Raw genomic sequence first — 22,219 nt, forward strand, 5'->3', positions numbered from 1 at the left:
GCGGATGGGTGCAACGTGAACGGTATCGCGGAACTCGTAAAGGCTATCGGGCCGGCACGCCTTGCGGCAATGGGCGCGGTCGCGGCCATTCTGGTTGGCGCATTCGCCTTCCTCATGCTGCGGGTGACCGCGCCGCAGATGACGCCGCTCTATTCGGACCTCACCTTCGAGGATTCCTCCGCGATCGTTTCCCAGCTCGACAGCCTGGCCGTCCCCTACGAGTTGCGCAACGACGGCGCCACCATCCTGGTGCCGAACGATGACGTGTTCCGCACCCGCATGCGGCTGGCCGAGCAGGGGCTGCCGCTCGGCGGTTCCGTCGGCTACGAGATCTTCGACAAGGCCGACACGCTCGGCTCGACCAGCTTTGTTCAGAACATCAACCGGACACGGGCGCTCGAGGGCGAGCTGGCCCGCACGATTCGCTCGATCAACAAGATCCAGGCGGTGCGCGTGCATCTGGTGCTGCCCGAGCGCAAGCTCTTCCAGCGCGATCAGACGCCGCCGACGGCCTCCATTGTGCTGTCCGTGCGCGGCGCGCTCGATCCCGGCCAGATCAGCGCCATCCAGCATCTGGTGGCGACGGCCGTCGAAGGCCTGCAGCCGAATTTCGTTTCCATCGTCGACGAGACCGGACGGCTGCTGGCAAGCGGCGCCGGCGAGGAAGGCGAAGGCTTCATCACCGCCTCCCTGCAGGAGCGCACCCAGGCGATGGAAGGCCGGCTGCGCAGCCAGATCGAGGAAATCCTGAATTCCGTCGTCGGCGTCGGCCGGGCGCGGGTGCGGGTGGCGCTGGAGCTCGACCACAATCGTGTCACCGAGACCCAGGAGACCTTCGATCCGGAGAGCCAGGTCGTCCGGTCGTCGCAGTCGCGTGAGGAGAATTCCTCCACCGTCGGCCGCCAGGGCGCGGTCACGGCCGGAAACCAGCTTCCCGAGGCGAACCAGCAGCCTGGCGCGGCGGGCAACCGCGACGTCTCCAACCAGACCGAGGAGATCCTCAACTACGAGATCTCCAAGTCGACCAAGACCGAGGTCCTCGAGGCTGGCGGCATCAAGCGCCTGTCCGTGGCCGTGCTTGTCGACGGCACCTATGTGCCGGACGCCAATGGCGATCTCGTCTACGCTCCGCGCACCCAGGAAGAGATCGACCGGATCAACACGCTGGTCCGCTCCGCCGTCGGCTTCGACGAAGGGCGCGGCGATGCGGTCGAGGTCGTCAACCTGCGCTTCGCCCAGGCCCCGACCACGGTCGCGCCGGAAGACAGCGGTCTCTTCGACTTCACCCGCGCCGACCTGATGCGTCTCATCGAGCTGGGCGTGCTGTTCCTGATCTCCCTGCTGCTGGCTCTCTTCGCGGTCCGTCCGCTGGTCAAGCGGATCCTGACGGTCGACGCACCGGAGACCCCGGCGCTTGCCGGCCCCGACGGGATGTCCGTCGAGCAGGCAGCGCTGAGCGACCATTCGGGCTCCGAGCGCGGCGGCATCGAGCTCGACGAGAGCGGCGAGCCGCGCATCGACTGGCTGGAGGAGGCCCAGGCCGCCGGCGCCGTGCAGATCGCGACGATCTCCAAGGTGGGCGATCTCATCGAAGAATATCCGAGTGAGGCCGTCGGCATCATTCGCAGCTGGATGAACGAGGCGGCATGAGCATTGCGGGCAGCATCGAGGCCGGCAACAAGGGCCAGCTGACGATCAGCAACACCGGCGGCGAGCGTGAGCTCAAGGGCGTCGAGCGCGTCGCCGTTCTGCTTCTGGCGCTTGGCGAAAAGCACGGCCGCCGGATCTGGGAGCAGCTCGACGAGATGGAGGTCCGCGAGGTCTCCTCCGCGATGTCGCGCCTCGGTCCGGTAACGCCGACCATGCTCGAGGATCTCTTCGTCGACTTCGTCAAGAAGATCTCCTCGCGCGGCGCGCTGACGGGCAATGTCGACGTCACCGAGCGGCTGCTGTCGAGCTTCCTGCCGAGCGACCGTGTCTCCATCATCATGGAGGAGATCCGTGGTCCCGCAGGCCGCAACATGTGGGAGAAGCTCTCCAACGTGCAGGAGAACGTTCTCGCCAACTACCTGAAGAACGAATACCCGCAGACGGTTGCCGTGGTGCTGTCGAAGATCGACCCGGACCACGCCGCCAAGGTGCTGGGCATCCTGCCGGAAGAGCTGGCGCTCGAGGTCATCTCGCGCATGCTCAAGATGGAGGCGATCCAGAAGGAGGTTCTGGAGAAGGTCGAGCAGACACTCCGGGTCGAGTTCATGTCGAACCTGACCAACACCTCGCGGCGCGACAGCCACGAGATGATGGCCGACATCTTCAACAACTTCGACCGCCAGACCGAGGCGCGGTTCCTGGCGGCTCTGGAGGAAGAGAACCGCGACTCGGCAGAGCGTATCAAGACATTGATGTTCACCTTCGACGACCTGATGAAGCTCGACGCCGGCAGTTGCCAGACGCTGCTTCGGCATGTCGAGAAGGACCGGCTCGCGATCGCGCTCAAGGGCGCCTCGGAATCGGTGCGCGACTTCTTCTTCTCCAACATGTCCAGCCGTGCGGCGAAGATGCTGCAGGACGACATGGAAGCGCTCGGGCCGATCCGCCTGCGCGACGTGGACGAGGCGCAGTCGGGAATGGTGGCGGCTGCCAAGGACCTGGCCGCCAAGGGCGAACTCATGCTCTCCAAGAGCAAGGGCGACGACGAAATCATCTACTGAGTGGTTTGACCCGACATGACGACACGATTTGCGAGTACCGAGATGAAGGTCAACCGGTTCCTCTTCGACCGCACGTTCTCGGAGATCGAGATCGCGGCCCGGGAGGAGGACGACGACGTGCATGTCGAGCCCGAGATCCCGATGATGACGGTGGCCGAGCATGAGGCACTGATGGCGGCGGCCGTCGAGACAGCGCGGGCGCAGGGCAGGGCCGAGGCGCAGGCGACGCAGGCGCAGACCGAGGAAGCGCGGCTGTCGCAGGAAGCGCGGCGGCTGGCCGACGAGGTCTCCCAGCTCGTCGAGCATCTCGACACCGACCAGGCACGGCTGGAAAAGGACGCTGTGGCGCTGTCCTTCCTGGTCGCCCGCAGGCTTTGCGCCCATCTCGTCGCCCGCGAGCCGCTGGGTGAGGTGGTGGCGCTGATTTCCGAATGCCTGGGGCCGTTGCGCCGGGCGCCGCATGTGGTCATCCGCGTGCGCGAGGCGGATCTGGCGGCGCTGAAGGAGCGGGTCGATCCGCTGGTGTCGGAAAAGGGGTTCGAGGGACGTCTGGTGTTCCTGGGCGAACCTGACATCGCCGCCGGCGACTGCCGCATCGAGTGGGCCGATGGCGGCATCGTCCGCGACCGGCGCGCGATCGAGAAGCAGGTGGACCAGGCCGCCAAGCGTTATTTCGAGGCTCGCCGCAACGGCAAGGCCGGGCCGACCGCAAGCATCAGGGATGCCGCCGAGGAGCGGGATGAAACATGAGCGACACGAACGACTTCGACACCGGCGCAGACGCCAGCCTGAAGGCTCCCGAAAGTGCTACCGAGCGCGACAGCGGCCAGCCGCGCACCGCCGCGGACCTGGAGGCCGTGTTCGACGTGCCGGTTCAGATCTCCGCGGTGCTCGGCCATTCGCGCATGCATGTGTCGGAACTGCTGCGGTTGGCGCCCGGCACCCTGCTCAAGCTTGATCGCAAGGTCGGCGAGGCGATCGACATCTATGTCAATGACCGGCTGGTGGCGCGCGGCGAGGTGGTCCTGGTCGAGGACAAGCTCGGCGTCACCATGACCGAAATCATCAAGTCCGACCGCTGACGCGAAGGAGAAGCTTCATGCGACTGTTGATCGTCGGCAGCCTCGAAGGCCAGCTTATCACCGCCTCAAAGATGGCGATGGACCGTGGCGCGTCGGTGACGCATGCCGCCACCACGGACGAAATGCTCAAGGTGCTGCGCTCCGGGCGCGGCGCCGATCTTGTCATGGTCGATGTCGCGCTCGATATCGGCGACCTGATCGCGCGGCTCGAGCAGGAGCGCATCCACCTGCCGATCGTCGCCTGCGGCGTGAAGACGGACGCCAGCGCCGCCGTCAAGGCGATCCGCGCCGGCGCCAAGGAGTACATCCCGCTTCCGCCGGACCCGGAGCTGATCGCCGCGGTGCTGTCGGCGGTTGCGCGCGACCAGACGAACCTGATCTACCGCGACGCCTCGATGGCGCATGTGGTGCGGCTGGCCGAGCAGATCGCCGGTTCCGACGCCTCGATCCTCGTCACCGGTGAGAGCGGCTCGGGCAAGGAGGTGATCTCGCGCTATGTGCATTCGCGCTCGAACCGCTCCAGCCGACCGTTCATCTCCATCAACTGCGCGGCGATCCCCGAGCACTTGCTGGAATCCGAGCTTTTCGGTCACGAGAAGGGCGCCTTCACCGGCGCCGTGGCGCGTCGTATCGGCAAGTTCGAGGAGGCCGACGGCGGCACGCTGCTGCTCGACGAGATCTCCGAGATGGACGTGCGGCTCCAGGCCAAGCTGCTGCGCGCCATCCAGGAGCGGGTGATCGACCGGGTTGGCGGCACCAAGCCGGTGCCCGTCGATATCCGCATCATCGCCACGTCCAACCGGAACCTGGCCGACAGCGTCAAGGACGGCACGTTCCGCGAGGATCTGCTTTACCGGCTCAACGTGGTGAACCTGAAGCTGCCGCCGCTGCGCGAGCGCCCGGGCGACATTCTCGAGCTCGCCACCCATTTCGTCGAGCGCTATTCCCGCGACAACGGGGTCCCGCGGCGTGCGATCTCCGAGGATGCCAGGGCGATGCTGATCGCCAATCCTTGGCCGGGCAACGTCCGCGAGCTGGAAAACACCATGCACCGCGCCGTCCTTCTGGCGACGGGCGAGGAGATCGACCAGGACGCCATCCGCATGCCGGACGGCAGCCCCATCGCCCAGGCGATGCCGGCCGACGTGCTGGTGGCGGCGAGCGCCGCGAAGACGGCGGAGGCGGTGAGCCGCAGCTACGTCGGGCGCACCGTTGCCGATGTCGAGCGCGATCTCATTCTCGACACGCTGGATCACTGCCTCGGCAACCGGACCCATGCGGCGCGAATCCTCGGCATTTCCATCCGGACCTTGCGCAACAAGCTGAATCAGTATTCGGACGAGGGGCTGGATGTGCCCGGTCCCGGCGAGGCGCGCGTCGCCATCGCCTGAGGCATGGCCGGCTGACGAAATGGAACGATGACGATGTTCAGGCCTGTTGACGAGGGCGCGCGATGAGCGACGTGAGCGCAAGCGAAGGATCCCGGGTTCCGGCCAAGATGCCGGCCGGCGCGCCGGTATCGTCCGGCGGCGGCTTCCTGCCGGGCCTTCGGCTGGCCGAGATATGGGATACGATCCGGCGCGGCGACATTGCGCTGGCGCTCGGCATCATGGTCATCCTGGTGGTGCTCATCCTGCCGATGCCGGCGATGATGCTCGACCTGTTCCTCGCCATCTCGATCATCTTTTCCGTGCTGATCCTGATGACCGGCCTGTTCATTCAGAAGCCGCTGGAATTCTCGTCCTTCCCCACGGTGCTGCTGATCGCGACGATGATGCGGCTGGCGCTGAACCTTGCCTCGACCCGCCTCATCCTCGCCAATGGTCACGAGGGCACCGATGCCGCCGGACAGGTCATCCAGGCCTTCGGCAACTTCGTCATGGGCGGCAATTTCGTCATTGGCATCATTGTCTTCTCGATCCTGGTGATCGTGAACTTCGTCGTCATCACCAAGGGTTCGGGCCGTATCGCCGAAGTCGCGGCGCGCTTTACCCTCGACGCGATGCCCGGCAAGCAGATGGCGGTGGACGCGGATCTGTCGGCGGGCCTCATCGACGAGGGAACGGCACGCCACCGGCGCAAGGAACTCGAGGACGAAAGTGCCTTCTTCGGCGCCATGGACGGTGCTTCCAAGTTCGTGCGCGGCGATGCCATCGCCGGCCTGCTGATCACCTTCATCAACATCGTCGCGGGCATCATCATCGGTGTCGCGCAGATGGACCTGAGTTTCTCGCAGGCGGCCACCACCTACACGCTGCTGACCATCGGTGATGGTCTCGTCTCGCAGATCCCCGCGCTCGTCGTCTCCACCGCCGCCGGCCTGCTGGTTTCCAAGGCCGGTGTTTCGGGCGCGGCCGACAAGGCGCTTGCCCGCCAGCTCTCGGGCTATCCGAAGGCGCTCGGCATGTCGTCCTTCGTGATGGTGACGCTTGCCATGCTGCCGGGCATTCCGATGCTGCCGTTCCTCAGCATGGCGGGACTTGCCGGCTATCTGGCCTATCGCTCCAGCCGCAAGCAGCAGGTGGTGGCGGAAGAGGCCGTGATGGCCGAGATTGCGGCCGCGGAGCCGCCGGCTCCCTCCGAGCCGCCGATCTCGGATTCGCTGAAGATGGACGAGCTGCGCATCGAGCTCGGCTATGCGTTGCTGCCGCTGATCAACGGCCAGGGCGCGGACAGCGACCAGTTGACCGAGCAGATCAAGGCGCTGCGCCGCCAGCTTGCAGCCGACCTCGGCATCCTGATGCCGCCGGTGCGCATTCTCGACAACATCCAGCTCGGCGCCAACGACTATGTCATCAAGGTCAAGGAAGTGCCGGCCGGCAACGGCCAGCTGTTCCCGGGACACTACATGGTCATGGATCCGCAGGGCGGTCAGGTGAAGCTGCCAGGCACCCACACGACGGAGCCGACCTTCGGACTGCCGGCGACCTGGGTCGAGACCCAGTATCGCGAGGACGCGGCGCTGCGCGGCTATACGGTGGTCGATCCGGCGACGGTGCTCGCCACCCATCTTACCGAAACCATCCGGGGCAATGTCTCCGAGCTCATCACCTATGCCGACGTGCAGAAGCTGCTCAAGGAAATCACCGGCGAGCAGGCGAAGCTGGTGGAGGATCTGGTTCCCGGACAGATCACCGTCTCCGGCATCCAGCGGGTGCTGCAGGCGCTGCTTGCCGAGCGGGTGTCGGTGCGCGATCTCGGCACCATCCTGGAAGGCGTCGCCGAGGCGGTCGGCTTCACGCGCAATCCCGCGACGATTGCCGAGCATGTGCGGGCTCGTCTCGCGCGCCAGATCAGCGCAGCCAACACGGGGCCGGGCGGCTACCTGCCTCTTATCGCGCTGTCGCCGCAGTGGGAGCAGGCGTTCATCGAGTCCATCGTCGGCGACGGCGACGAGCGCTCGCTGGCCATGGCGCCGTCGAAGCTGCAGGAGTTCGTGCGCTCGGTGCGCGATGCTTTCGAGCAGGCGGCGCAAGCGGGCGAGGTTCCCGTGCTCTTGACCTCGCCGCAGACACGCCCCTTCGTACGCTCGATTGTCGAGCGCTTCCGCGCCCATACCACGGTGATGAGCCAGAACGAGGTGCACGCGCGCGCCCGGCTGAAGACCGTCGGCACCATCTGAGGCCGCCACGCAGACGGGCAAGACGTAAAAAGGGCGGAGCGCGATTGGCGCTCCGCCCTTTTTTTCGGGTCCGCTGGTTTGCGGGCATGTCCGTCGCGCCTGGCGCGCGGGTTCGCGATGCCTGTCGGGGCATCTCAGGGCCTGCGTCAGCCGACGGGTGTCGTGAAGGGATAGAAAAGAGGCAGGGCGGCAGCGGCGAGCGCGGCGCGGCGGCGCATCACACCTTGAGGTCGATGCTCTCGATCGCCTTGTCGATGACCTCGTTGCGCTCGGCGAGCTTGGCTTTCGCCTCGTTCTGCATGCGCAGCGTGACCTTCTGGAACAGCAGTTCGGTCGCGCTCTGGGCGGAGGAAATGCCAACTGCGAACATGTTCGAGGCGACGGCCTGCTGGTTCTGGAACTTTTCGTAGTGCTGCTGCTGCTTGGCGCGCCATTGCTTGTTGCGCTCGTAGAAGGAGAACTTCTTCGTGCTTCCGAAGGACGATCCAGATTTGATGCCGATAAGGGCCATAAGCGCGCGCGGTCCCGTTGACTTCGTTTTGATGTCGCGTTGCCGAATACGTTTGAACGTAGGATCGCACGCGATTGGTTAACAAGAGTTTACCTCTCGTTGCCGTTTGCGTCGAAGCAGGCGGGCACCTGCTGGGTGATGCAGTGGATGTTGCCGCCGCCGAGCAGGATTTCCCGCGCCGGGATGCCGACGATCTCGCGCGTTGGAAACAGCCGGGCGAGGATGTCACGCGCCGCGTTGTCCTGCGTGGGGTCGAGGAGAGGAAAGACGACGCGGGTGTTGGCTATGTAGAAGTTGCAGTAGCTGCCGGCCAGCCGCTCGCCGGGCTCGCGCACCATCCCGCCCTCGCCGGGTGCGATGCCGGCTGCCTCCCGCGCACTCATGAAGAGCGGACCGGGCATCGGCAGCTTGACGATCTCGAATTCCCGGCCCCTGGCGTCGCGCGCGGCGCGCAGGAAGTCCAGCGCCTCGGCGGAGCGCTCGTACTGGGGATCGGCGCGGTCCTCGGTCCAGGTCAGCGCGATGACGCCGGGCGCGCAGACATGCAGGAGGTTGTCCACGTGGCCGCTGGTTTCGTCGCGAAACACGCCGCGCGGCACCCAGGCCACGGTGGAAACGCCGAGGTAGGCCTTGAGAAGCCTCTCGATCTCGCTGCGCGACAGTTCGCGGTTGCGGCCGTCGCTCAGCAGGCACTCCTCGGTGGTGATGAGCGTGCCCTGGCCGTCGACATGGATGGCTCCGCCCTCGAGGACGAAGGGGGCGCGATAGCGGGCGGCCTGCTCGGCGCGCGCGACCTCGCCGGCAACGGCGTCGTCCCGGTCCCAGGGACGGTAGAGCCCGTCATGGCTACCGCCCCAGGCATTGAAATGCCAGTCGATGGCGCGCCGCTCCCCGCTGGCGTTGATGACGAATGTCGGTCCGGTGTCGCGCATCCAGGCATCGTCGCTCTCGATCTCGACAAGTTTGATGCCGGGAGAAAGCAGGGCGCGGGCCGTGTCGTAGAGCTCGGGCGAGACCGCCATGGTCACAGGCTCGGAAACATGGATCGCCTCGGCGACGGCGGCGAAGGCCGCCTGGGCCGGGCGGGCGTTCCGGCGCCAGTTGTCCGGGCGCTGCGGCCAGAGCATCCAGCAGCCCGCGTGGGGCTCGAATTCGCCTGGCATGCGGAATCCGTCACCGGCCGGGGTGGTTGGCAGAGGCGCGGGGGAAAGCGGTTTCATTCAGGTGCCTCTCGGTGCGTCGGGCGACTTGCCGCGACAGGCCACGTTGGCCCCTGCCGCTACGGCTGGCAAGGCCGCTATCGGCCGGTGCGGCCTCTGTTCACCGGCGCTTGAACCGGAGGCGCGCAGCAGGGTAAGTCTTTCCACGCCTTTTCGCTTTTCATCCAGGATGGATCCGCATGTCCTCGATCGACGTCGAACTCTCCGGCTACACCGACCTGCCCGCAGGCAAGGTGGCCAGCATCGTGACCTATCTGGAGATGCGTGCCCGGCCCCTGGCGCGCAAGGCGGATCGACCGGATCTGTCGCTCGAGCGGGTGACGGTGCCCGATCCGGAGGCCTATCGCGCGCTTTTCCGGCGGATCGGCGACGAATGGCTCTGGTTCGGCCGATTGGCGCTTGGCGACGAGGAACTCGTCGCGCTGCTCGCGCGCGACGGCTACGAACTCTATTTCTGCCGCCAGCGCGGGGTGGCCGGTCCGGTCGGCCTGCTCGAGCTGGATTTCACGGCAAGGGGGGAGGCCGAGCTTGCCTACTTCGGGCTGGTGGCGGAAGCAATCGGCAACGGCGCCGGGCGCTGGCTGATGAACGAGGCCATCGCACGGGTCTGGAGCCGGCCTGGCATCGAGCGCTTCTTCGTCCATACCTGCACGGCCGACAGCCCGCAGGCGCTCGGCTTCTACCGCTCCAGCGGCTTCGTTCCCTACAAGCGGGCAATCGAGATCGCCGACGACCCGCGCATCGCCGGGGTGCTGCCGCGCGAGGCGGCGGCACATGTTCCGGTGATCGAGTAGGGCGCGGCGCGTGCTCAGGCGGTCATGCGCAGCTTTTTTGCGCCAGTGGCGCGCTCCAGGGCCTCGGGAGTTGTGCGAAACACGCTGTTGGGGCTGCCGGCCGCCGCCCAGACGGTGTCGAATCGGCTAAGGTCCTCGTCAAGAAAGATCCGGATGCCGGCCTGATGGCCAAGCGGCGAGACGCCGCCGATGGCGAAACCGGTGCGTTCGCGCACCGTGCGGCCGTTGGGACGAACGAGCGCTTCGCCGATGCGCCCTGCGACGGCGTCCTCGTCGACGCGGTTGTCGCCGCAAACGAGGAGCAGGATCACCTCGTCGCTCTCCTTCCCCAGGAAGACGAGCGACTTGACGATTTCCGCAGGAGTGCAGCCGCAGGCAGCGGCGGCATCTGCTGCGGTTCGGGTCGAATCCGGCATCTGGAGGATGTCGATGTCGAGCCCGGCGGCCGCTGCCGCTTCGCGGACGCGGTCAGTGCTGGAAGATGTTGCCATGGAGAAGACTTAATCCCTGTTAACCATAAGTGATGGTTTGTTCGTGGATGACCCGGATTTCGCCGGAGTGTCGCGATACGCAAGTGCAGGGACTATGGTAATCATCTTTGTTAAGGCTTCGTTTACCTACCGAGAACGGACTCACGTATGAGCAGAGCACGCGACAATGTCGTACCGCATGCGAAGGTGCGCAGCCTCCGTGAAGCGATCCGGAAGGTGAAGTTCGCGGAGGTCGAGCGGACCGACGTTGTGGTCGAACTTCAGGAATCCGAGCGGGCGCGTCTGGAACTCCTCGCCGAGGAACTTCAGGACATCTTCAAGGAGGTTCCGGAGGACGACGACCAGTTTTCCTTCCAGATCGTTCCGGGCAACATCCCGCGCCTGTGGATCGACATCACCAGCCATGTTGCCATGGGGCGCGACAAGCGCATCTATCGCTTCGTCAAGGACACGCGCCTCGGACGGACGGTCATTCTCGAGACCGCCGAGATCGAGGATATGGCCGACTGCATCACCGAATATATCGCCGAGCGGGTGCTCGAACGCGAGCGGACGATGGAGGGCGACTGGCTGAGCAAGCGCCTGCGCGAGCCGCTTCGCAACGAGCAGCAGCCGGCCGCAGCGCCGGCCGTCGTGGGCGAAACCCCGCCGGTGCCGCATGTGCGCGGCCTGTGGGGCCCCTTCGCGGTCTTTGCCATCGGTCTTCTGGTCGGTGCCGCCAGCCTCGTCGGCTACGCCTGGTTTGCCAATCCGCTTTGACGCGGATGGGCCGCGGCCCGTTGCCAATGTCGACGGCCGCCGGGCGTGAAGCCGGGCGGCCGTTTTGCATTTGGCGCGGTCTGATTCGGTGGCCCGGGGGCGTCAGCCTGGGATTGGAAGGTCGTGGCGGGCGATGGAGATGACGGACGGGGTGTCCGTCTCGTCCACATCGTCACTGAGCGGGCCATAACCGCGTTCTTCCATCTCACAGCGCCAGGCGCCCGGCTCTCCCGATATCGAGAACAGGTTGTAGCGCGCGGCCGGTCGCTTGTGGCCGATGCCGTTCGATGCCGAAGGCACGCCAATCACCGGGACGGGGCCGTCCGGCCCGTCGATCTGTGTCCGGGTGGCAAGATGGGTGTGGCCGTGCAGGACCAGTTCGCAGCCTGATCGCTTGACGGCGGCGCGCACACGCGAGGCGTCGGTAAGCCGCTTGTTCCAGGCGGTTGCCCCCGACTGGGGCGGATGGTGGATCATCACGACGCGGAAGAGGCCTTCCTCTCCAAGCGCCTTCAACAGGTCGCGCAGGCGACGCGCCTGCTTGCCGCCGAGCCGGCCGGTGGCGAACCAGGGACCGCTGGCGCGCGCGCTGGATACACCGACAAGCGCCAGAGGGCCACGGCGGCGCACGTATGGGAACGCGGGTTCATCCTGGCCGTCGCCGGTCATATAGGGAGCCCAGGCGGCGACCGCGCGGCGCAGCGCGCCCTGGACATAGGCGTCGTGGTTGCCCGGGACGAGAGAGACGTGGTCGGGCGTGCCGACGGTCTCCAGCCACGCGCGCGCGGCGCGGATCTCCATGTCGAGAGCGATGTTGACGAGGTCACCGGTCAGCGCGACATGATCGGGCGCGGCCGCGCGCAGGTCGGCCAGAAGCCCGTCGAGCCATGTGCCGGTCATCGTGCGTGCGCGCGAGCGGTGCCAGTTGACGTAGCCGATGACACGCTTCGACAGTAGCTCGCGCAGACGTGTCGCGGGAAGCGGACCGAGGTGCGGGTCGGAGAAATGTGCAAGACGGATCATGGCCTCACATCAGGAAGAAGGGGCCGTAGCGTCAAGGAAAATCCGGCGATGGGGCCTGGAAAAGCAAAAAGCGCCGCTGGCGGTGCAGGGCGCTTTTCCTCAGTCTGGGCCGGGACTTGCGCGGCGCCTCGCGGCCAGTTGGCCAGCGGGGCGCGCAGGGCCCGGACTTGTCGTCGATCCGGCGGCTGGGCCGCTGATCAGTTGCTGGTGAAGGTCGTCAGCACCGCCGCGATGCGCGGGTTGGTGAGATCGACCGCCGGCCGCCAGACATAACGACGCCGCGTGCGGTTCGCGAACAGGGCGGTCAACATGGTTCTCTCCTGCGAGATTGGCAGCTTGGACGAAATGGGAAGTCCCGCGTCTCGGGGGTGTCGTCCTTCCGACTGCGCGCGAACTATCCCCGGAATACCGCCATTTCACAAGCGCATTGACCGAGGGTCACCCATGCGCCGGCCGCATGCTGGGTTAAGATCGGATCAACCATGACATGGCGCGAGTCGGATATTGGAAAGCCGGTGGACCCGACACACGAAAGGACAGGACCGTGACCGCTAGATCGCATCTGCCGCTGGCCGCGCTAAGGCGTCTCGGTCTGGCGCTGACCTGGTTCCGCAGGGCGGTGACGCTGGGCGTGCGCATCGCGGCCCATGACGACGAGGGGCGCCTTCTGCTTGTGCGCCATACCTATCTGCCGGGTTGGTATCTGCCCGGCGGCGCGGTCGACCCGGGCGAAAGCGCACCGGCGGCGGCCTTGCGCGAACTGAAGGAGGAGACCGGACTGATCGGCCGCGACACGCCGCAGCTCGTTTCGCTCTACCGCAACAACCGGCAGGACAAGCGCGATCATGTGGCGCTGTACCGCATCGACCGGTTCGATGTGCCGCCGGGGGCGCTGGCGCCCAACCGGGAGATCCGCGAGGCGCGGTTCTTCGCGCTCGACGCGCTTCCCGCGGAGGTGACGCCGGCGACGCGGCGCCGGATCACGGAACTGGCCGGCGGCGCGGCTCCCGACGAGGACTGGTGAGCGCTGAGGCGATCAGGCCGCTTTCGGCAGCCTGTCGCGGTCGTGGGAGGCCGTCAGGTCGAGCTCGGGTCCGAGCGGCACGATCCCCGTTGGATTGATGGTCCGATGCGAGCCGTAGTAGTGGCGCTTGATCGTCGGGAAGTCGCAGGTCTCGGCAACGCCGGGCACCTGGTAGAGCTCGCGCAGGTAGGCGGAAAGGTTCGGATAGTCGACGATGCGCCGGAGGTTGCACTTGAAATGGCCGTGGTAGACGGCGTCGAAGCGCAGCAATGTGGTGAACAGCCGCCAGTCGGCCTCGGTGATCCGGTCGCCGACGAGATAGCGGTGTGTCGCGAGCCGTTCCTCCAGCCAGTCGAGGCTCTCGAACAAGGCCGTCACGGCCTCGAGATAGGCCTTCTGGGTGGTGGCGAAGCCGGCCTTGTAGACGCCGTTGTTGACGGTGTCGTAGACGCGCTCGTTGACCGCCTCGATTTCCGCGTGCAGCGCCTGCGGGCTGACATCGAGCCTGGCGTCGACGCCAGGAAGCGCGTCGAAGGCGGAATTGAACATGCGCAGGATTTCGGAGGATTCGTTGGAGACGATGGTCTCGCGTTTCCTGTCCCACAGAACCGGGACGGTGGCGCGCCCCGAACACTTCGGGTCGGCGCGCAGGTAGACCTGCCACATGGCCTGCGCGCCGGTGACGGCCTCGGGCTCGGCAAAGGTCCAGCCGTCATCGAGCATCAATGGCTCGACGGCGGCAAGCGAGATGCTGTCCTCCAGCCCCTTGAGCTTGCGCAGGATCATCGTGCGGTGCGCCCAGGGGCAGGCGAAGGAGACGAGGAGATGGTAGCGGCCGGCCTCCGCCTCGAAGCCGCCCGCGCCGCTCGGACCGGGGGCGCCGTCGGGCGTCACCCAGTTGCGAAAGCCGGAGGTGTCCCGGACAAAGCGTCCGCCGTGCGATTCCGTGTCGTATCCGTCGGTGTGCCAGACGCCATCCACCAGAAGGCCCATCTGTCCTTCTCCTCATCTCTGTGTGTTTTCCTGTTCCACAAGAGCACATGGGCCGCGTCCTGCGGGCATCAACCTGCTGGAAGCACTGTTCGAGATAATTGAACGCCTTCAAGGCGAAGGAACCGCTTTACGTTCCGGGGCGCGCGTGCTACCGACGCCAACCAAGCACGAGGGGTGCCGTTCGGCACCTGTTTCACGCGCCCGGGTGGCGCATCTTTTCGAGGCGCGCGAGCGCGACGGGATCTGGACGTTTCATGCTCAGGATCGACCGCCAGCGACGAAGGACCCTGCGACGAGGCTTGACCTCTCGCACCGTCACACCCGCGCCTTGAGAAACGACCAGGCGGATCCGAGCGATCCGAGGATCGGAAGGCGCGGCGACATCCCGCCTGTCTTTCCGTCCCGCACCCGAGGTTCGCCCCATGCTCGCCCATTCCTGGCTCATCCGGCACGAAGTTGCCGCCGACCTTCCTGAAATCGAAGCCCTTCAGGCCGAAGCCTTCGGCCCTGGCCGTTTCGCCAAGACCGCCTTTCGCCTGCGCGAGGGCGTGCCGCACGACACGCGCCTGAGCTTCGTCGGGCTGGATGGCGACGTGTTCGCCGGGTCCGTCTGGTTGACGCCGATCACCATCGGTGACGCGCCGTCGCAGTTGCTCGGGCCGCTGGCCGTCTCGCCGGCCTTCAAGAATCGGGGGCTCGGGAGGCTGCTGGTCAATCAGGCGTTGAAGACCGCGCAGGCGCTCGGCGAGACATCGGTGCTCCTGGTGGGCGATGCGCCCTACTACGGGCCACTTGGCTTCGCGCCGGTGCCTTTCGGCCGCATCCATCTGCCCGGTCCGGTCGACCCGGCCCGCCTGCTCGTCGCCAACCTGGTTCCCGGAAGCGAGATGCCATCTGGCGTGGTGCGCGGCGGCCGAGGCGGCTGAACCCACCGGCGCCACCCACTTTGGCGCGCCCCTTCAGCGCCCTTCGCGGTACCACATCATCGACAGCGCGCCGATCAGAAGGGCGAGACCGAGCAACCCCTGGAACAGGGGATAGCGGTCGATGCCCTTGAGCACGCTGGCATCGGTGGTGCGGAAGCCGATCCACCCGTCGCCCGAGAAGGTCGTGGCCCTGCGCAGGGGCACGACACGGGGCACGAGAAGCTCCCCGCCGACATCCAGCACGCGTTGCACCGCACCGCCCGTCGCCGAGGCCACCGGCGTCAGCAGCGCTGTTGTCGACAGCACGTCGGCGAATTCGCGCGGGTTCGGCGGCCCGACATGCACGAGCGCCTTGCGGTCGCCATCGGCCACCGAATAGAGACCGAGGTCGGGGGCCGGAGACGTTGCCCGCCACAGGCCGGGAGAGACCTCGCTCGGCGTCAGGCTCCGTGTCGTGCCGTCCGGCAGCGTCAGCGTCAGATCTCCGACGGTCTCGCCGATGGTCTGGCGCTCGGCGACGACCTCGCCGCCGCGTGAGGCAAGGCGCAGGGCCTCCTCCTCGAGGTCGGGTTCCTTCATCAGCCAGTGGGCGAGGCGGCGCAGCAGTGCCACATGCGGCCCGCCGCCCTCGTAACCGCGCGCCCACAGCCAGACATGATCGGACAGGAGCACGGCGACGCGACCGGCGCCTTCGCGGCTCAGCACCAGAAGCGGCTTGTCGTTGGCGCCGGTCATCAGTGTCTGGCCGGTGGTGACGTTGGCATCGACGAGACGGAACCAGCGACTCCAGTCCGGCGGCGTTGCCTCGCCGCCCGGCAGGCCCCGCGTCACCGGGTGGCGCGCGCCTGTCTCCGAGATCGCCGCGCGGAAGGGCTCCTCGTAGATCCTGCCTGTGGGCGCGGCCGGGAGCACCGGCGCGAGTGGCGTTCCATAGAGACTGCCCGCTTCCGCGTAGTCGGGTCCGCCGGCGACGAGAACGGCGCCGCCGTCGCGCACGAAGCGGGCGATGTTGTCGAAATAGAGCAGGGGCAGCACGCCGCGCCGTTCGTAGCGATCGAAGATGATCAGGTCGAACTCGTCGATCTTCTCCGAAAACAGCTCACGGGTCGGGAAGGCGATCAGCGACAACTGGTTGATCGGCGTGCCGTCCTGCTTGTCGGGCGGCCGCAGGATGGTGAAATGGACGAGATCGACGGAGGCGTCGGACTTCAGCAGATTGCGCCAGGTGCGCTCGCCCGCATGCGGGCTGCCCGAGACGAGGAGCACCCGCAGGTTCTCGCGGATGCCGTCGATGGTGACGACGACCCTGTTGTTGAGCTCGGTCAGTTCTCCCGCGAGCGGATCGACGGAGAACTCGAAGATGTTCTGTCCACCATGGGTGATCTCGGCCGGCACCTCGACCGTGCTGCCCGGGGTGACGTCCAGGGTGGCGACGACATCGCCGTCGCGCCGCACGGTGAGCCGCGCGTCCGCGCCGCTTTCGAGCGCGCCGCGATCCTGCAAGCGCAGGGTGACGGATTGTTGCGAGCCGACGAGCCCGAATTTCGGCGCACGCACGATCGCCAAGCGTCGGTCGGTCTCCTTGTCGGTGCCGGTGACGAGCGCATGCAGCGGCGCGTCGAAACCGAGATCGGCGGCGCGTTCGGGAATGTCGTGAACCTGGCCGTCGGTGATCATCACCGCGCCGCCGATCCGCTCCGGCGGCACGTCCGACAGGCTGTCGGCGAGCGCGGAGAAGAGCGCCGTGCCATCGGCCGCCGCCCCGTCGCCGCGTCCGGCGCGCACGACACGCAGCTCATAACCGGGGAAACCAGCGAAGCGGCTCTCGAGCGCGGCGAGCGCAGCCTGTGTGGTCTGCGTCCGCTCGCCAAGGCGCTGGCTCTGGCTTTCGTCGACGACGATGGACACGACGCTCGAAAGCGGCTCGCGGTCCTCGCGTTCCACCGCCGGGCCGAGCAGGGCGAAGACGATCAGCGCCATCGCCAGTCCGCGCAGCGGCCAGCCGGGAACGCGCATCCACCCGGAGACGAGCGCCAGCACGACGGCAAGCGCCGCCGCCAGGCCAAGCGCCCAGACGGGCAGGAGAGGGGAGAAGGAGAGGGACCAGATCAACGCTCTCTCCTACTGGCCGAGCCGTTCGAGAAGGGCCGGTATGTGCACCTGGTCGGCCTTGTAGTTGCCGGTCAGCACATACATCACGATGTTGACCCCGGCGCGATAGGCATATTCCCGCTGTCCGGGGTCGGCCGGCACGGTCTGGAACATGTAGGAACCGCCGTCGTCAATGGCCCAGGCTCCGGCGAAGTCGTTGCCGGTGACCAGAATGGGCGACACACCATCGCCGCCGCGCACGGGGCGGCGCACGGGGGTCTCTTGCGTCGCAGGTTCCGTTGCCTCGACCCAGAGCTGCCCGCTGGCATAGCGGCCGGGGAAGCTGTCGAGAAGGTAGAACGCCTTGGTCAGGACGTGGTCGGCGGGAACCGGCTCGAGGGGCGGGATGTCCAGACCCTCGAGCACCTGGCGCAGGCGCAGGACGGCGGGAGACGCGCCAAAGCCGGAAATGCCGGCGGAAAGCTGGTCGGCGGTGTCGAACAGGATCGTGCCGCCGTTGCGCATGTAGGTGTCGATGGCCGACATCGCCTCGGGCGAGGGCAGAGGCGTGTCGGCCGAGATCGGCCAATAGAGCAGCGGGTAGAAGGCGAGCTCGTCGGTCGCCGGGTCGATGCCGGCGGGTGCTTCGGGCTCCAGCGCCGTGCGGGTGGCGATGTAGCGCGTCAGTCCGAGGAGACCGCGCCGGCTGGTTTCGTCCTGTGTCGGGTCGCCGGTCAGGACATAGGCGAGCCGGGTATCGAGCGTCGCCTCCAGTGCGGCGATGTCGGCGGAACTCTCCTGGGCCCGTGCCGGCGGCGCGAGGACGAGCGACATGACAAGGCCGAGGCCGAGAAGCGGCAGCAGGGCGAGCCGGGCGCCGGTGGCGCGTCGGCGGCCGAGACCCGGCCCGCGCCGGTCACCGCGAAGCCAGAGCATGGCGAGCGTGTCGGCGAACACGAGGAGCAGGGCAAGGGTGAAAAGCGCGGGTCGCAGGTCGAGGGTTTCGGTCACCGGATAGTCGGCGATGCTGGCGCGTCCGGCGAGGGGCGAGAAGTCGAGCGCGGGAACCGCGCGCGCCACGGGGAACAGATTGATCGCCCGGAAGGCATCGTCGGCGCCATAGAGGCCAGGCGGGTTGCGACGGCTGGCGGGAACGTCCGCCGTCGCTGTCACCGGAATGGCGGTCGTCGGCGGCGACCCGATCCGGCCGAAGCCGTCGAGGGTGCGCACGGGGGGAAGCTGGGTCGCCGAGCTCGCCTGCGCGGCGTGCGCGGGGGCATTGTCGCCGGTCTCGGGTGTGGCGGAAGCGGAAAGCGCCGCGATCCGGCGCAGCATCTCCACGAAGGTGCCCGACAGAGGCAGGTTCGACCAGCTTGTGTCGGCGGTGACATGGAAGAGCACGATGGTGCCGCGCCCGACCTTGTCGGCGGTGACAAGCGGCGTGCCATCGGCAAGCACCGCCCAACTCCGGTCGGTGAGTTCCGGGCCTGGCTCGGCCAGCACCTGCCGGGTCACCGTCACGTCATCGGGAACGGCAAGGTCGGCGAAGGGCGATGTCGAGGAGAAGCTCGCCAGAGGTTGTGGCTCTTCCCAGGAGAGGCTGCCGCCAAGCGCCCTGTCGCCGGAGCGCAGGCGGGTCGGCACGAGGTCATCGCTGCCGCCGGCAAGGCGCGGTCCGGCGAAGCGCAGCAGAATGCCGCCCTGTTCCACCCAGCGGCGAACCTCGGCGGCTGCGTTTTCGGGCAGGCGCCCGACGTCGGCCATGACGAGCACGGAGACGCCCTGATCGATGAGCGCGGGAATGGCTTCGTCGAGATCGGTCTGGCGGGCGCGGCGCAGCTCGGCGAAGGGCGAGAGCGCGCGCTCCAGATAATAGAGCGGTGACAGCAGCGGCTGGGCCCGGTCGGCGGCAGTGCCCCCGACAAGGCCGATGGTCCGCCGCTGCCAGCGGTCGTCGAGAAGCTGCACGGCGGCGGCGCTGGGCTCGCCGATGATCTCGAGGCGGGCGACGTCGTTGCGCAGTTCCACCGGGAGCTCGAAGCGTACGGAAAGGCCTTCGCCATCAGCCGTCGCAGTGGCCACGGCCTCACCCAGAACCAGGCCCTTGGGGTCGGTGGCGCGTACGTTTACCGGTTCGAGCGCGCCCTGAGGGGGCAGGACCGTGGCGGTCAGCGCGTCGATGTCGTTGCGCGCGCCGGCCAGCACCGCCGGCCGCGGCAGTCCGGTGTGGACAGTGATTTCCGCGTCGCCGGCGATTGCCGCGAGATCGGCGACGAACCGTGGCGAACCGGGCTCCGCCACATCATCGGCGAACCAGACGATGGCCCCGGGAGGCTGTTCGGCAGCCGCCTTGCGCAGGGCGAGCGTCAGTTCGCCGCGCGTCGTTGGCCAGGGGCGGGGTTGGAGCGCACGCAGGCGTTCGAGCGCGGCGCGCGCGCTCTGCGGCACGAGTGGCTGGTCGGGTCCCTCGGCGGTCGCGGCGAGCAGCACCGCGCGCCCGCGCTCGGCCGCGGACTGAACGAGCCGTTCCGCTGCCTGGCGGCGGGTCTCGAAGTCGCGCGCCGATGCCCAGCCATTGTCGAAGACGACGAGGAGCGGGCCGTCACCGCCGGGAATGGCGCCGGCCGGGCGCCACTGGGGACCGGCGAGCGCGAGGATGACGGCAGCGGCCAGCAGCAGACGCAGGATCGTCAGCCACAGCGGGCTGCGGTTGGGCGTCTCCTCGCGCCTGTCGATGTCGGCCAGGAGCCGGGCGGGCGGAAAGGCGATGCGCCTCGGACTCGGCGGCAGCAGCCGCAGCAGCCACCAGATGACCGGGAGCAGAAGCAGGCCGACGAGCGCGAAGGGGGCGGTGAAGCCGAGAGGGATAAGGCCGCTCATCGGCCGCCCCCGGCATGTCCGCCAAGCAGCACGCCGCTCAACCTGCTGTGCAGCGCGAGCATCGGCTCGGCGGCGGGCCGGTCGGTGTGGTGAACGAGAAAGCTCCAGCCGGCGCGCCGCGCCACGTCTGAGATCGCGTCACGATGGGCCGCCAGCCGGTCGGCATAGGCCGTCCGCCAGGCCTCGGCCTTGCCGCTGGTCAGCCGGAAACCGGTCTCCGGATCGAGGAATTCGGTCCGCCCGGAAAAGGGGAAACTCTCCTCCACCGGATCGAGCACCATGACCAGATGGGCCCGCGCTCCGGAGGCGGCGACCTTGCGCATCCAGTCGAGCGTCTGATCGAGCGGGTCGAGCAGGTCGCCGATCAGCACCACGTCGGAAAAACGGCGGATGTCGCGCGGGTCGGGCAGGCTCTCGGGCGTGCCGATGTGCGAAAGCGCGGCCGCGATGCGCTCGGCCGCATGGCGGTCGGCAACGGGACGGCGCAGTCCGGGAATGCCGATGCGCTCGCCCGTCTCGGCCAGAAGGTCCGCCAGCGCCAGCAGCAGCACCAGGGCGCGGTCGCGCTTGAGAGTCGAGGACAGGTCGGAGCGGAAGGCCATGGAGGGCGAGAGGTCGGCCCAGAGCCAGACCGTGTGCGCGGCTTCCCATTCGCGCTCGCGCACATAGAGATGATTGTCGCGCGCCGAGCGTCGCCAGTCGATGCGCATGACCGGCTCACCGGCGATGAAGGGACGGAACTGCCAGAAGTTCTCGCCCGAACCGGATCTGCGGCGGCCGTGCCAGCCGGCATTGACCGTCATGGCGACCTGGCGCGCCTCGACCAGAAGGTCGGGCAGCGCGTCGGCGAGCGAGCGCGCTTCCGCGACGACCCTCGGCCAGGCCTCGCCTTCCCCGTCCCGCGTCGCGGCGTGCTGCGCCCGGGAAGCCCTGAACCGTGCCAGGCCGTTCATGCAAGCTCCTATCCGATGCGGTTTTTCAGCCGGCCGATGATGCCGCGGATCGTTTCGCCCTCGGCGCGTGCGCCGAAGGTCAGCGCCATGCGATGCTGGAGCACTGGCTCGGCAAGCGCCAGCACGTCATCGAGCGAGGGCGCGAGACGGCCGTCGACGAGGGCGCGGGCACGCACGGCGAGCATCAGGGCCTGGCTGGCGCGCGGTCCCGGGCCCCAGGCGATCAGATGGGCGGTCTCGTTGGTCTGGTCGCCGTTCTCGGGTGGACGGGCGGAGCGCACCATTTCCAGGATCGCCTCGACGACGCTTTCGCCGACGGGCATGCGGCGTACGAGCTGTTGTGCGGCGAGCAGATCCTCCGCGCCCATCACGGCGGCGGCCTTGGCTTCGTCGGCACCCGTCGTCTCGCGCAGGATGCGCCGTTCGGCATCGAGGTCGGGATAGTGCACGTCGATCTGCATCAGGAAACGGTCGAGCTGCGCCTCCGGCAGCGGGTAGGTGCCTTCCTGCTCCAGCGGGTTCTGGGTCGCGAGCACGTGGAAGGGACGCGGCAGGTCGTAGCGCTGCCCGGCGATGGTGACGTGATACTCCTGCATCGCCTGAAGCAGCGCCGACTGTGTGCGGGGGCTGGCGCGGTTGATCTCGTCGGCCATCAGGAGCTGGGAGAAGATCGGCCCCTTGATGAAGCGGAACGCGCGGCTGCCGTCGGCGGCCTGGTCCATCACCTCGGCGCCGAGAATGTCGGAGGGCATCAGGTCGGGCGTGAACTGGATGCGCCGCGCATCGAGACCGAGCACCGTGCCGAGGGTTTCCACGAGCTTGGTCTTGGCAAGGCCCGGCACGCCGACAAGCAGCCCGTGCCCGCCCGACAGCAGCGTGACCAAGGTCCTCTCGACAACGCTTTCCTGACCGAAGATGACCCGCGCGATCTCAAGGCGCGCGGCAGCGATCTTCTCCATCGCCGCTTCCGTGTCGCGAAGGATCGCCTGTGTCTCGTCGCCGGCCTGGTCGCCATCGTTTCGACTGATCGCGCTCATGTTCGACCCTGCCTCCCTTGTCGTCGCGGGACCGCTCGCCCCGGTCCGACGTTCTTGCTGATCCCGCACCGGGCTCACGCTGCCTTCCGCAATGCGATCCGA

The 22,219-nt window shown here is 67.6% G+C and carries 19 protein-coding genes; 10 read left to right on the plus strand and 9 right to left on the minus strand.

Translation table 11 applies throughout. The features are described from left to right. Positions 1-15 precede the first annotated feature (15 nt). The 6 genes from fliF to flhA all read left to right on the plus strand — a co-directional run bounded on the left by fliF (position 16) and on the right by flhA (position 7,415). Positions 16-1,650, plus strand: coding sequence for a flagellar basal-body MS-ring/collar protein FliF (fliF, locus tag ACN0WF_RS14635; RefSeq protein WP_417773506.1), 1,635 nt, complete (start codon positions 16-18; stop codon positions 1,648-1,650). After that, entirely contained in the window at positions 1,647-2,711 is a 1,065-nt protein-coding gene (gene fliG / locus ACN0WF_RS14640; protein ID WP_417773507.1) for a flagellar motor switch protein FliG, read from the plus strand. The genes fliF and fliG overlap by 4 nt, the downstream gene beginning before the upstream one ends. A gap of 15 nt (positions 2,712-2,726) precedes the next feature. Further along, positions 2,727-3,461, plus strand: a complete 735-nt coding sequence (locus ACN0WF_RS14645) for a FliH/SctL family protein (protein ID WP_417773508.1) — start codon at positions 2,727-2,729, stop codon at positions 3,459-3,461. Beyond that, on the plus strand, positions 3,458-3,793 hold the full coding sequence (fliN, locus tag ACN0WF_RS14650; protein WP_417773509.1) for a flagellar motor switch protein FliN: 336 nt from the start codon (positions 3,458-3,460) through the stop codon (positions 3,791-3,793). Before ACN0WF_RS14645 ends, fliN begins: the two co-directional genes overlap by 4 nt. Before the next feature lie 17 nt (positions 3,794-3,810). Continuing rightward, entirely contained in the window at positions 3,811-5,184 is a 1,374-nt protein-coding gene (locus tag ACN0WF_RS14655; RefSeq protein ID WP_417773510.1) for a sigma-54-dependent transcriptional regulator, read from the plus strand. Between the two features lie 62 nt (positions 5,185-5,246). Beyond that, entirely contained in the window at positions 5,247-7,415 is a 2,169-nt protein-coding gene (gene flhA / locus ACN0WF_RS14660) for a flagellar biosynthesis protein FlhA (protein WP_417773511.1), read from the plus strand. Positions 7,416-7,632: 217 nt separating this feature from the next. Here flhA and ACN0WF_RS14665 read toward each other — a convergent pair whose 3' ends face one another. Beyond that, positions 7,633-7,926 carry a hypothetical protein gene (locus tag ACN0WF_RS14665; protein WP_417773512.1) on the minus strand — a complete coding sequence of 98 codons (294 nt, stop codon included), beginning with the start codon at positions 7,924-7,926 and terminating at the stop codon, positions 7,633-7,635. Positions 7,927-8,015: 89 nt separating this feature from the next. After that, on the minus strand, positions 8,016-9,146 hold the full coding sequence (aguA, locus tag ACN0WF_RS14670) for an agmatine deiminase (protein WP_417773513.1): 1,131 nt from the start codon (positions 9,144-9,146) through the stop codon (positions 8,016-8,018). Between the two features lie 179 nt (positions 9,147-9,325). On the opposite strand from aguA, the gene ACN0WF_RS14675 reads away from it, so the two are divergent. Continuing rightward, on the plus strand, positions 9,326-9,940 hold the full coding sequence (locus ACN0WF_RS14675; RefSeq protein ID WP_417773514.1) for a GNAT family N-acetyltransferase: 615 nt from the start codon (positions 9,326-9,328) through the stop codon (positions 9,938-9,940). 14 nt (positions 9,941-9,954) lie between these two features. Here the strand turns inward: ACN0WF_RS14675 and ACN0WF_RS14680 are convergent, their stop codons facing one another. Then, positions 9,955-10,431, minus strand: coding sequence for a YbaK/EbsC family protein (locus tag ACN0WF_RS14680; protein ID WP_417773515.1), 477 nt, complete (start codon positions 10,429-10,431; stop codon positions 9,955-9,957). 147 nt (positions 10,432-10,578) lie between these two features. Here ACN0WF_RS14680 and ACN0WF_RS14685 point away from each other — a divergent pair, with 147 nt between their 5' ends. Further along, on the plus strand, positions 10,579-11,190 hold the full coding sequence (locus tag ACN0WF_RS14685; protein WP_417773516.1) for a hypothetical protein: 612 nt from the start codon (positions 10,579-10,581) through the stop codon (positions 11,188-11,190). 102 nt (positions 11,191-11,292) lie between these two features. On the opposite strand, the gene ACN0WF_RS14690 is transcribed toward ACN0WF_RS14685, so the two are convergent. Continuing rightward, positions 11,293-12,213: a metallophosphoesterase family protein gene (locus ACN0WF_RS14690; protein WP_417773517.1), complete on the minus strand. Its 921-nt coding sequence runs from the start codon at positions 12,211-12,213 to the stop codon at positions 11,293-11,295. Between the two features lie 544 nt (positions 12,214-12,757). On the opposite strand from ACN0WF_RS14690, the gene ACN0WF_RS14695 reads away from it, so the two are divergent. Further along, complete coding sequence (locus tag ACN0WF_RS14695) at positions 12,758-13,237, plus strand: NUDIX domain-containing protein (protein WP_417773518.1); 480 nt, start codon at positions 12,758-12,760, stop codon at positions 13,235-13,237. 12 nt (positions 13,238-13,249) lie between these two features. On the opposite strand, the gene ACN0WF_RS14700 is transcribed toward ACN0WF_RS14695, so the two are convergent. Next, the gene (locus ACN0WF_RS14700) at positions 13,250-14,230 is read right to left on the minus strand and encodes a glutathione S-transferase family protein (protein ID WP_417773519.1); all 981 of its coding nucleotides are present in this window, start codon (positions 14,228-14,230) and stop codon (positions 13,250-13,252) included. 422 nt (positions 14,231-14,652) lie between these two features. Between ACN0WF_RS14700 and ACN0WF_RS14705 the strand changes: the two genes are divergently transcribed. Next, positions 14,653-15,156, plus strand: coding sequence for a GNAT family N-acetyltransferase (locus tag ACN0WF_RS14705; RefSeq protein WP_417773520.1), 504 nt, complete (start codon positions 14,653-14,655; stop codon positions 15,154-15,156). 33 nt (positions 15,157-15,189) lie between these two features. On the opposite strand, the gene ACN0WF_RS14710 is transcribed toward ACN0WF_RS14705, so the two are convergent. From ACN0WF_RS14710 to ACN0WF_RS14725, 4 genes are read right to left on the minus strand one after another with little or no spacing between them, the layout of a single operon-like run. Continuing rightward, entirely contained in the window at positions 15,190-17,268 is a 2,079-nt protein-coding gene (locus tag ACN0WF_RS14710) for a hypothetical protein (protein ID WP_417773521.1), read from the minus strand. 9 nt (positions 17,269-17,277) lie between these two features. Then, positions 17,278-20,127: a DUF4159 domain-containing protein gene (locus ACN0WF_RS14715; RefSeq protein ID WP_417773522.1), complete on the minus strand. Its 2,850-nt coding sequence runs from the start codon at positions 20,125-20,127 to the stop codon at positions 17,278-17,280. Beyond that, positions 20,124-21,080, minus strand: a complete 957-nt coding sequence (locus ACN0WF_RS14720) for a DUF58 domain-containing protein (protein WP_417773523.1) — start codon at positions 21,078-21,080, stop codon at positions 20,124-20,126. Before ACN0WF_RS14720 ends, ACN0WF_RS14715 begins: the two co-directional genes overlap by 4 nt. An 8-nt stretch (positions 21,081-21,088) precedes the next feature. Then, entirely contained in the window at positions 21,089-22,117 is a 1,029-nt protein-coding gene (locus ACN0WF_RS14725; RefSeq protein ID WP_417773524.1) for an AAA family ATPase, read from the minus strand. Between the last annotated feature and the right edge of the window lie 102 nt (positions 22,118-22,219).

The sequence above is a fragment of the Stappia sp. genome (assembly GCF_048268045.1).
Classification (GTDB): domain Bacteria; phylum Pseudomonadota; class Alphaproteobacteria; order Rhizobiales; family Stappiaceae; genus Stappia.

Coding starts and splice junctions, on each gene's coding strand:
- ACN0WF_RS14705 (WP_417773520.1), top strand. CDS start 14,653: ATGCTCGCCCATTCCTGGCTCATCCGGCACGAAGTTGCCGCCGACCTT.
- ACN0WF_RS14720 (WP_417773523.1), bottom strand. CDS start 21,080: ATGAACGGCCTGGCACGGTTCAGGGCTTCCCGGGCGCAGCACGCCGCG.
- ACN0WF_RS14680 (WP_417773515.1), bottom strand. CDS start 10,431: ATGGCAACATCTTCCAGCACTGACCGCGTCCGCGAAGCGGCAGCGGCC.
- ACN0WF_RS14665 (WP_417773512.1), bottom strand. CDS start 7,926: ATGGCCCTTATCGGCATCAAATCTGGATCGTCCTTCGGAAGCACGAAG.
- ACN0WF_RS14655 (WP_417773510.1), top strand. CDS start 3,811: ATGCGACTGTTGATCGTCGGCAGCCTCGAAGGCCAGCTTATCACCGCC.
- ACN0WF_RS14685 (WP_417773516.1), top strand. CDS start 10,579: ATGAGCAGAGCACGCGACAATGTCGTACCGCATGCGAAGGTGCGCAGC.
- aguA (WP_417773513.1), bottom strand. CDS start 9,146: ATGAAACCGCTTTCCCCCGCGCCTCTGCCAACCACCCCGGCCGGTGAC.
- ACN0WF_RS14675 (WP_417773514.1), top strand. CDS start 9,326: ATGTCCTCGATCGACGTCGAACTCTCCGGCTACACCGACCTGCCCGCA.
- ACN0WF_RS14690 (WP_417773517.1), bottom strand. CDS start 12,213: ATGATCCGTCTTGCACATTTCTCCGACCCGCACCTCGGTCCGCTTCCC.
- fliN (WP_417773509.1), top strand. CDS start 3,458: ATGAGCGACACGAACGACTTCGACACCGGCGCAGACGCCAGCCTGAAG.
- ACN0WF_RS14715 (WP_417773522.1), bottom strand. CDS start 20,127: ATGAGCGGCCTTATCCCTCTCGGCTTCACCGCCCCCTTCGCGCTCGTC.
- ACN0WF_RS14645 (WP_417773508.1), top strand. CDS start 2,727: ATGACGACACGATTTGCGAGTACCGAGATGAAGGTCAACCGGTTCCTC.
- fliG (WP_417773507.1), top strand. CDS start 1,647: ATGAGCATTGCGGGCAGCATCGAGGCCGGCAACAAGGGCCAGCTGACG.
- ACN0WF_RS14700 (WP_417773519.1), bottom strand. CDS start 14,230: ATGGGCCTTCTGGTGGATGGCGTCTGGCACACCGACGGATACGACACG.
- ACN0WF_RS14725 (WP_417773524.1), bottom strand. CDS start 22,117: ATGAGCGCGATCAGTCGAAACGATGGCGACCAGGCCGGCGACGAGACA.
- flhA (WP_417773511.1), top strand. CDS start 5,247: ATGAGCGACGTGAGCGCAAGCGAAGGATCCCGGGTTCCGGCCAAGATG.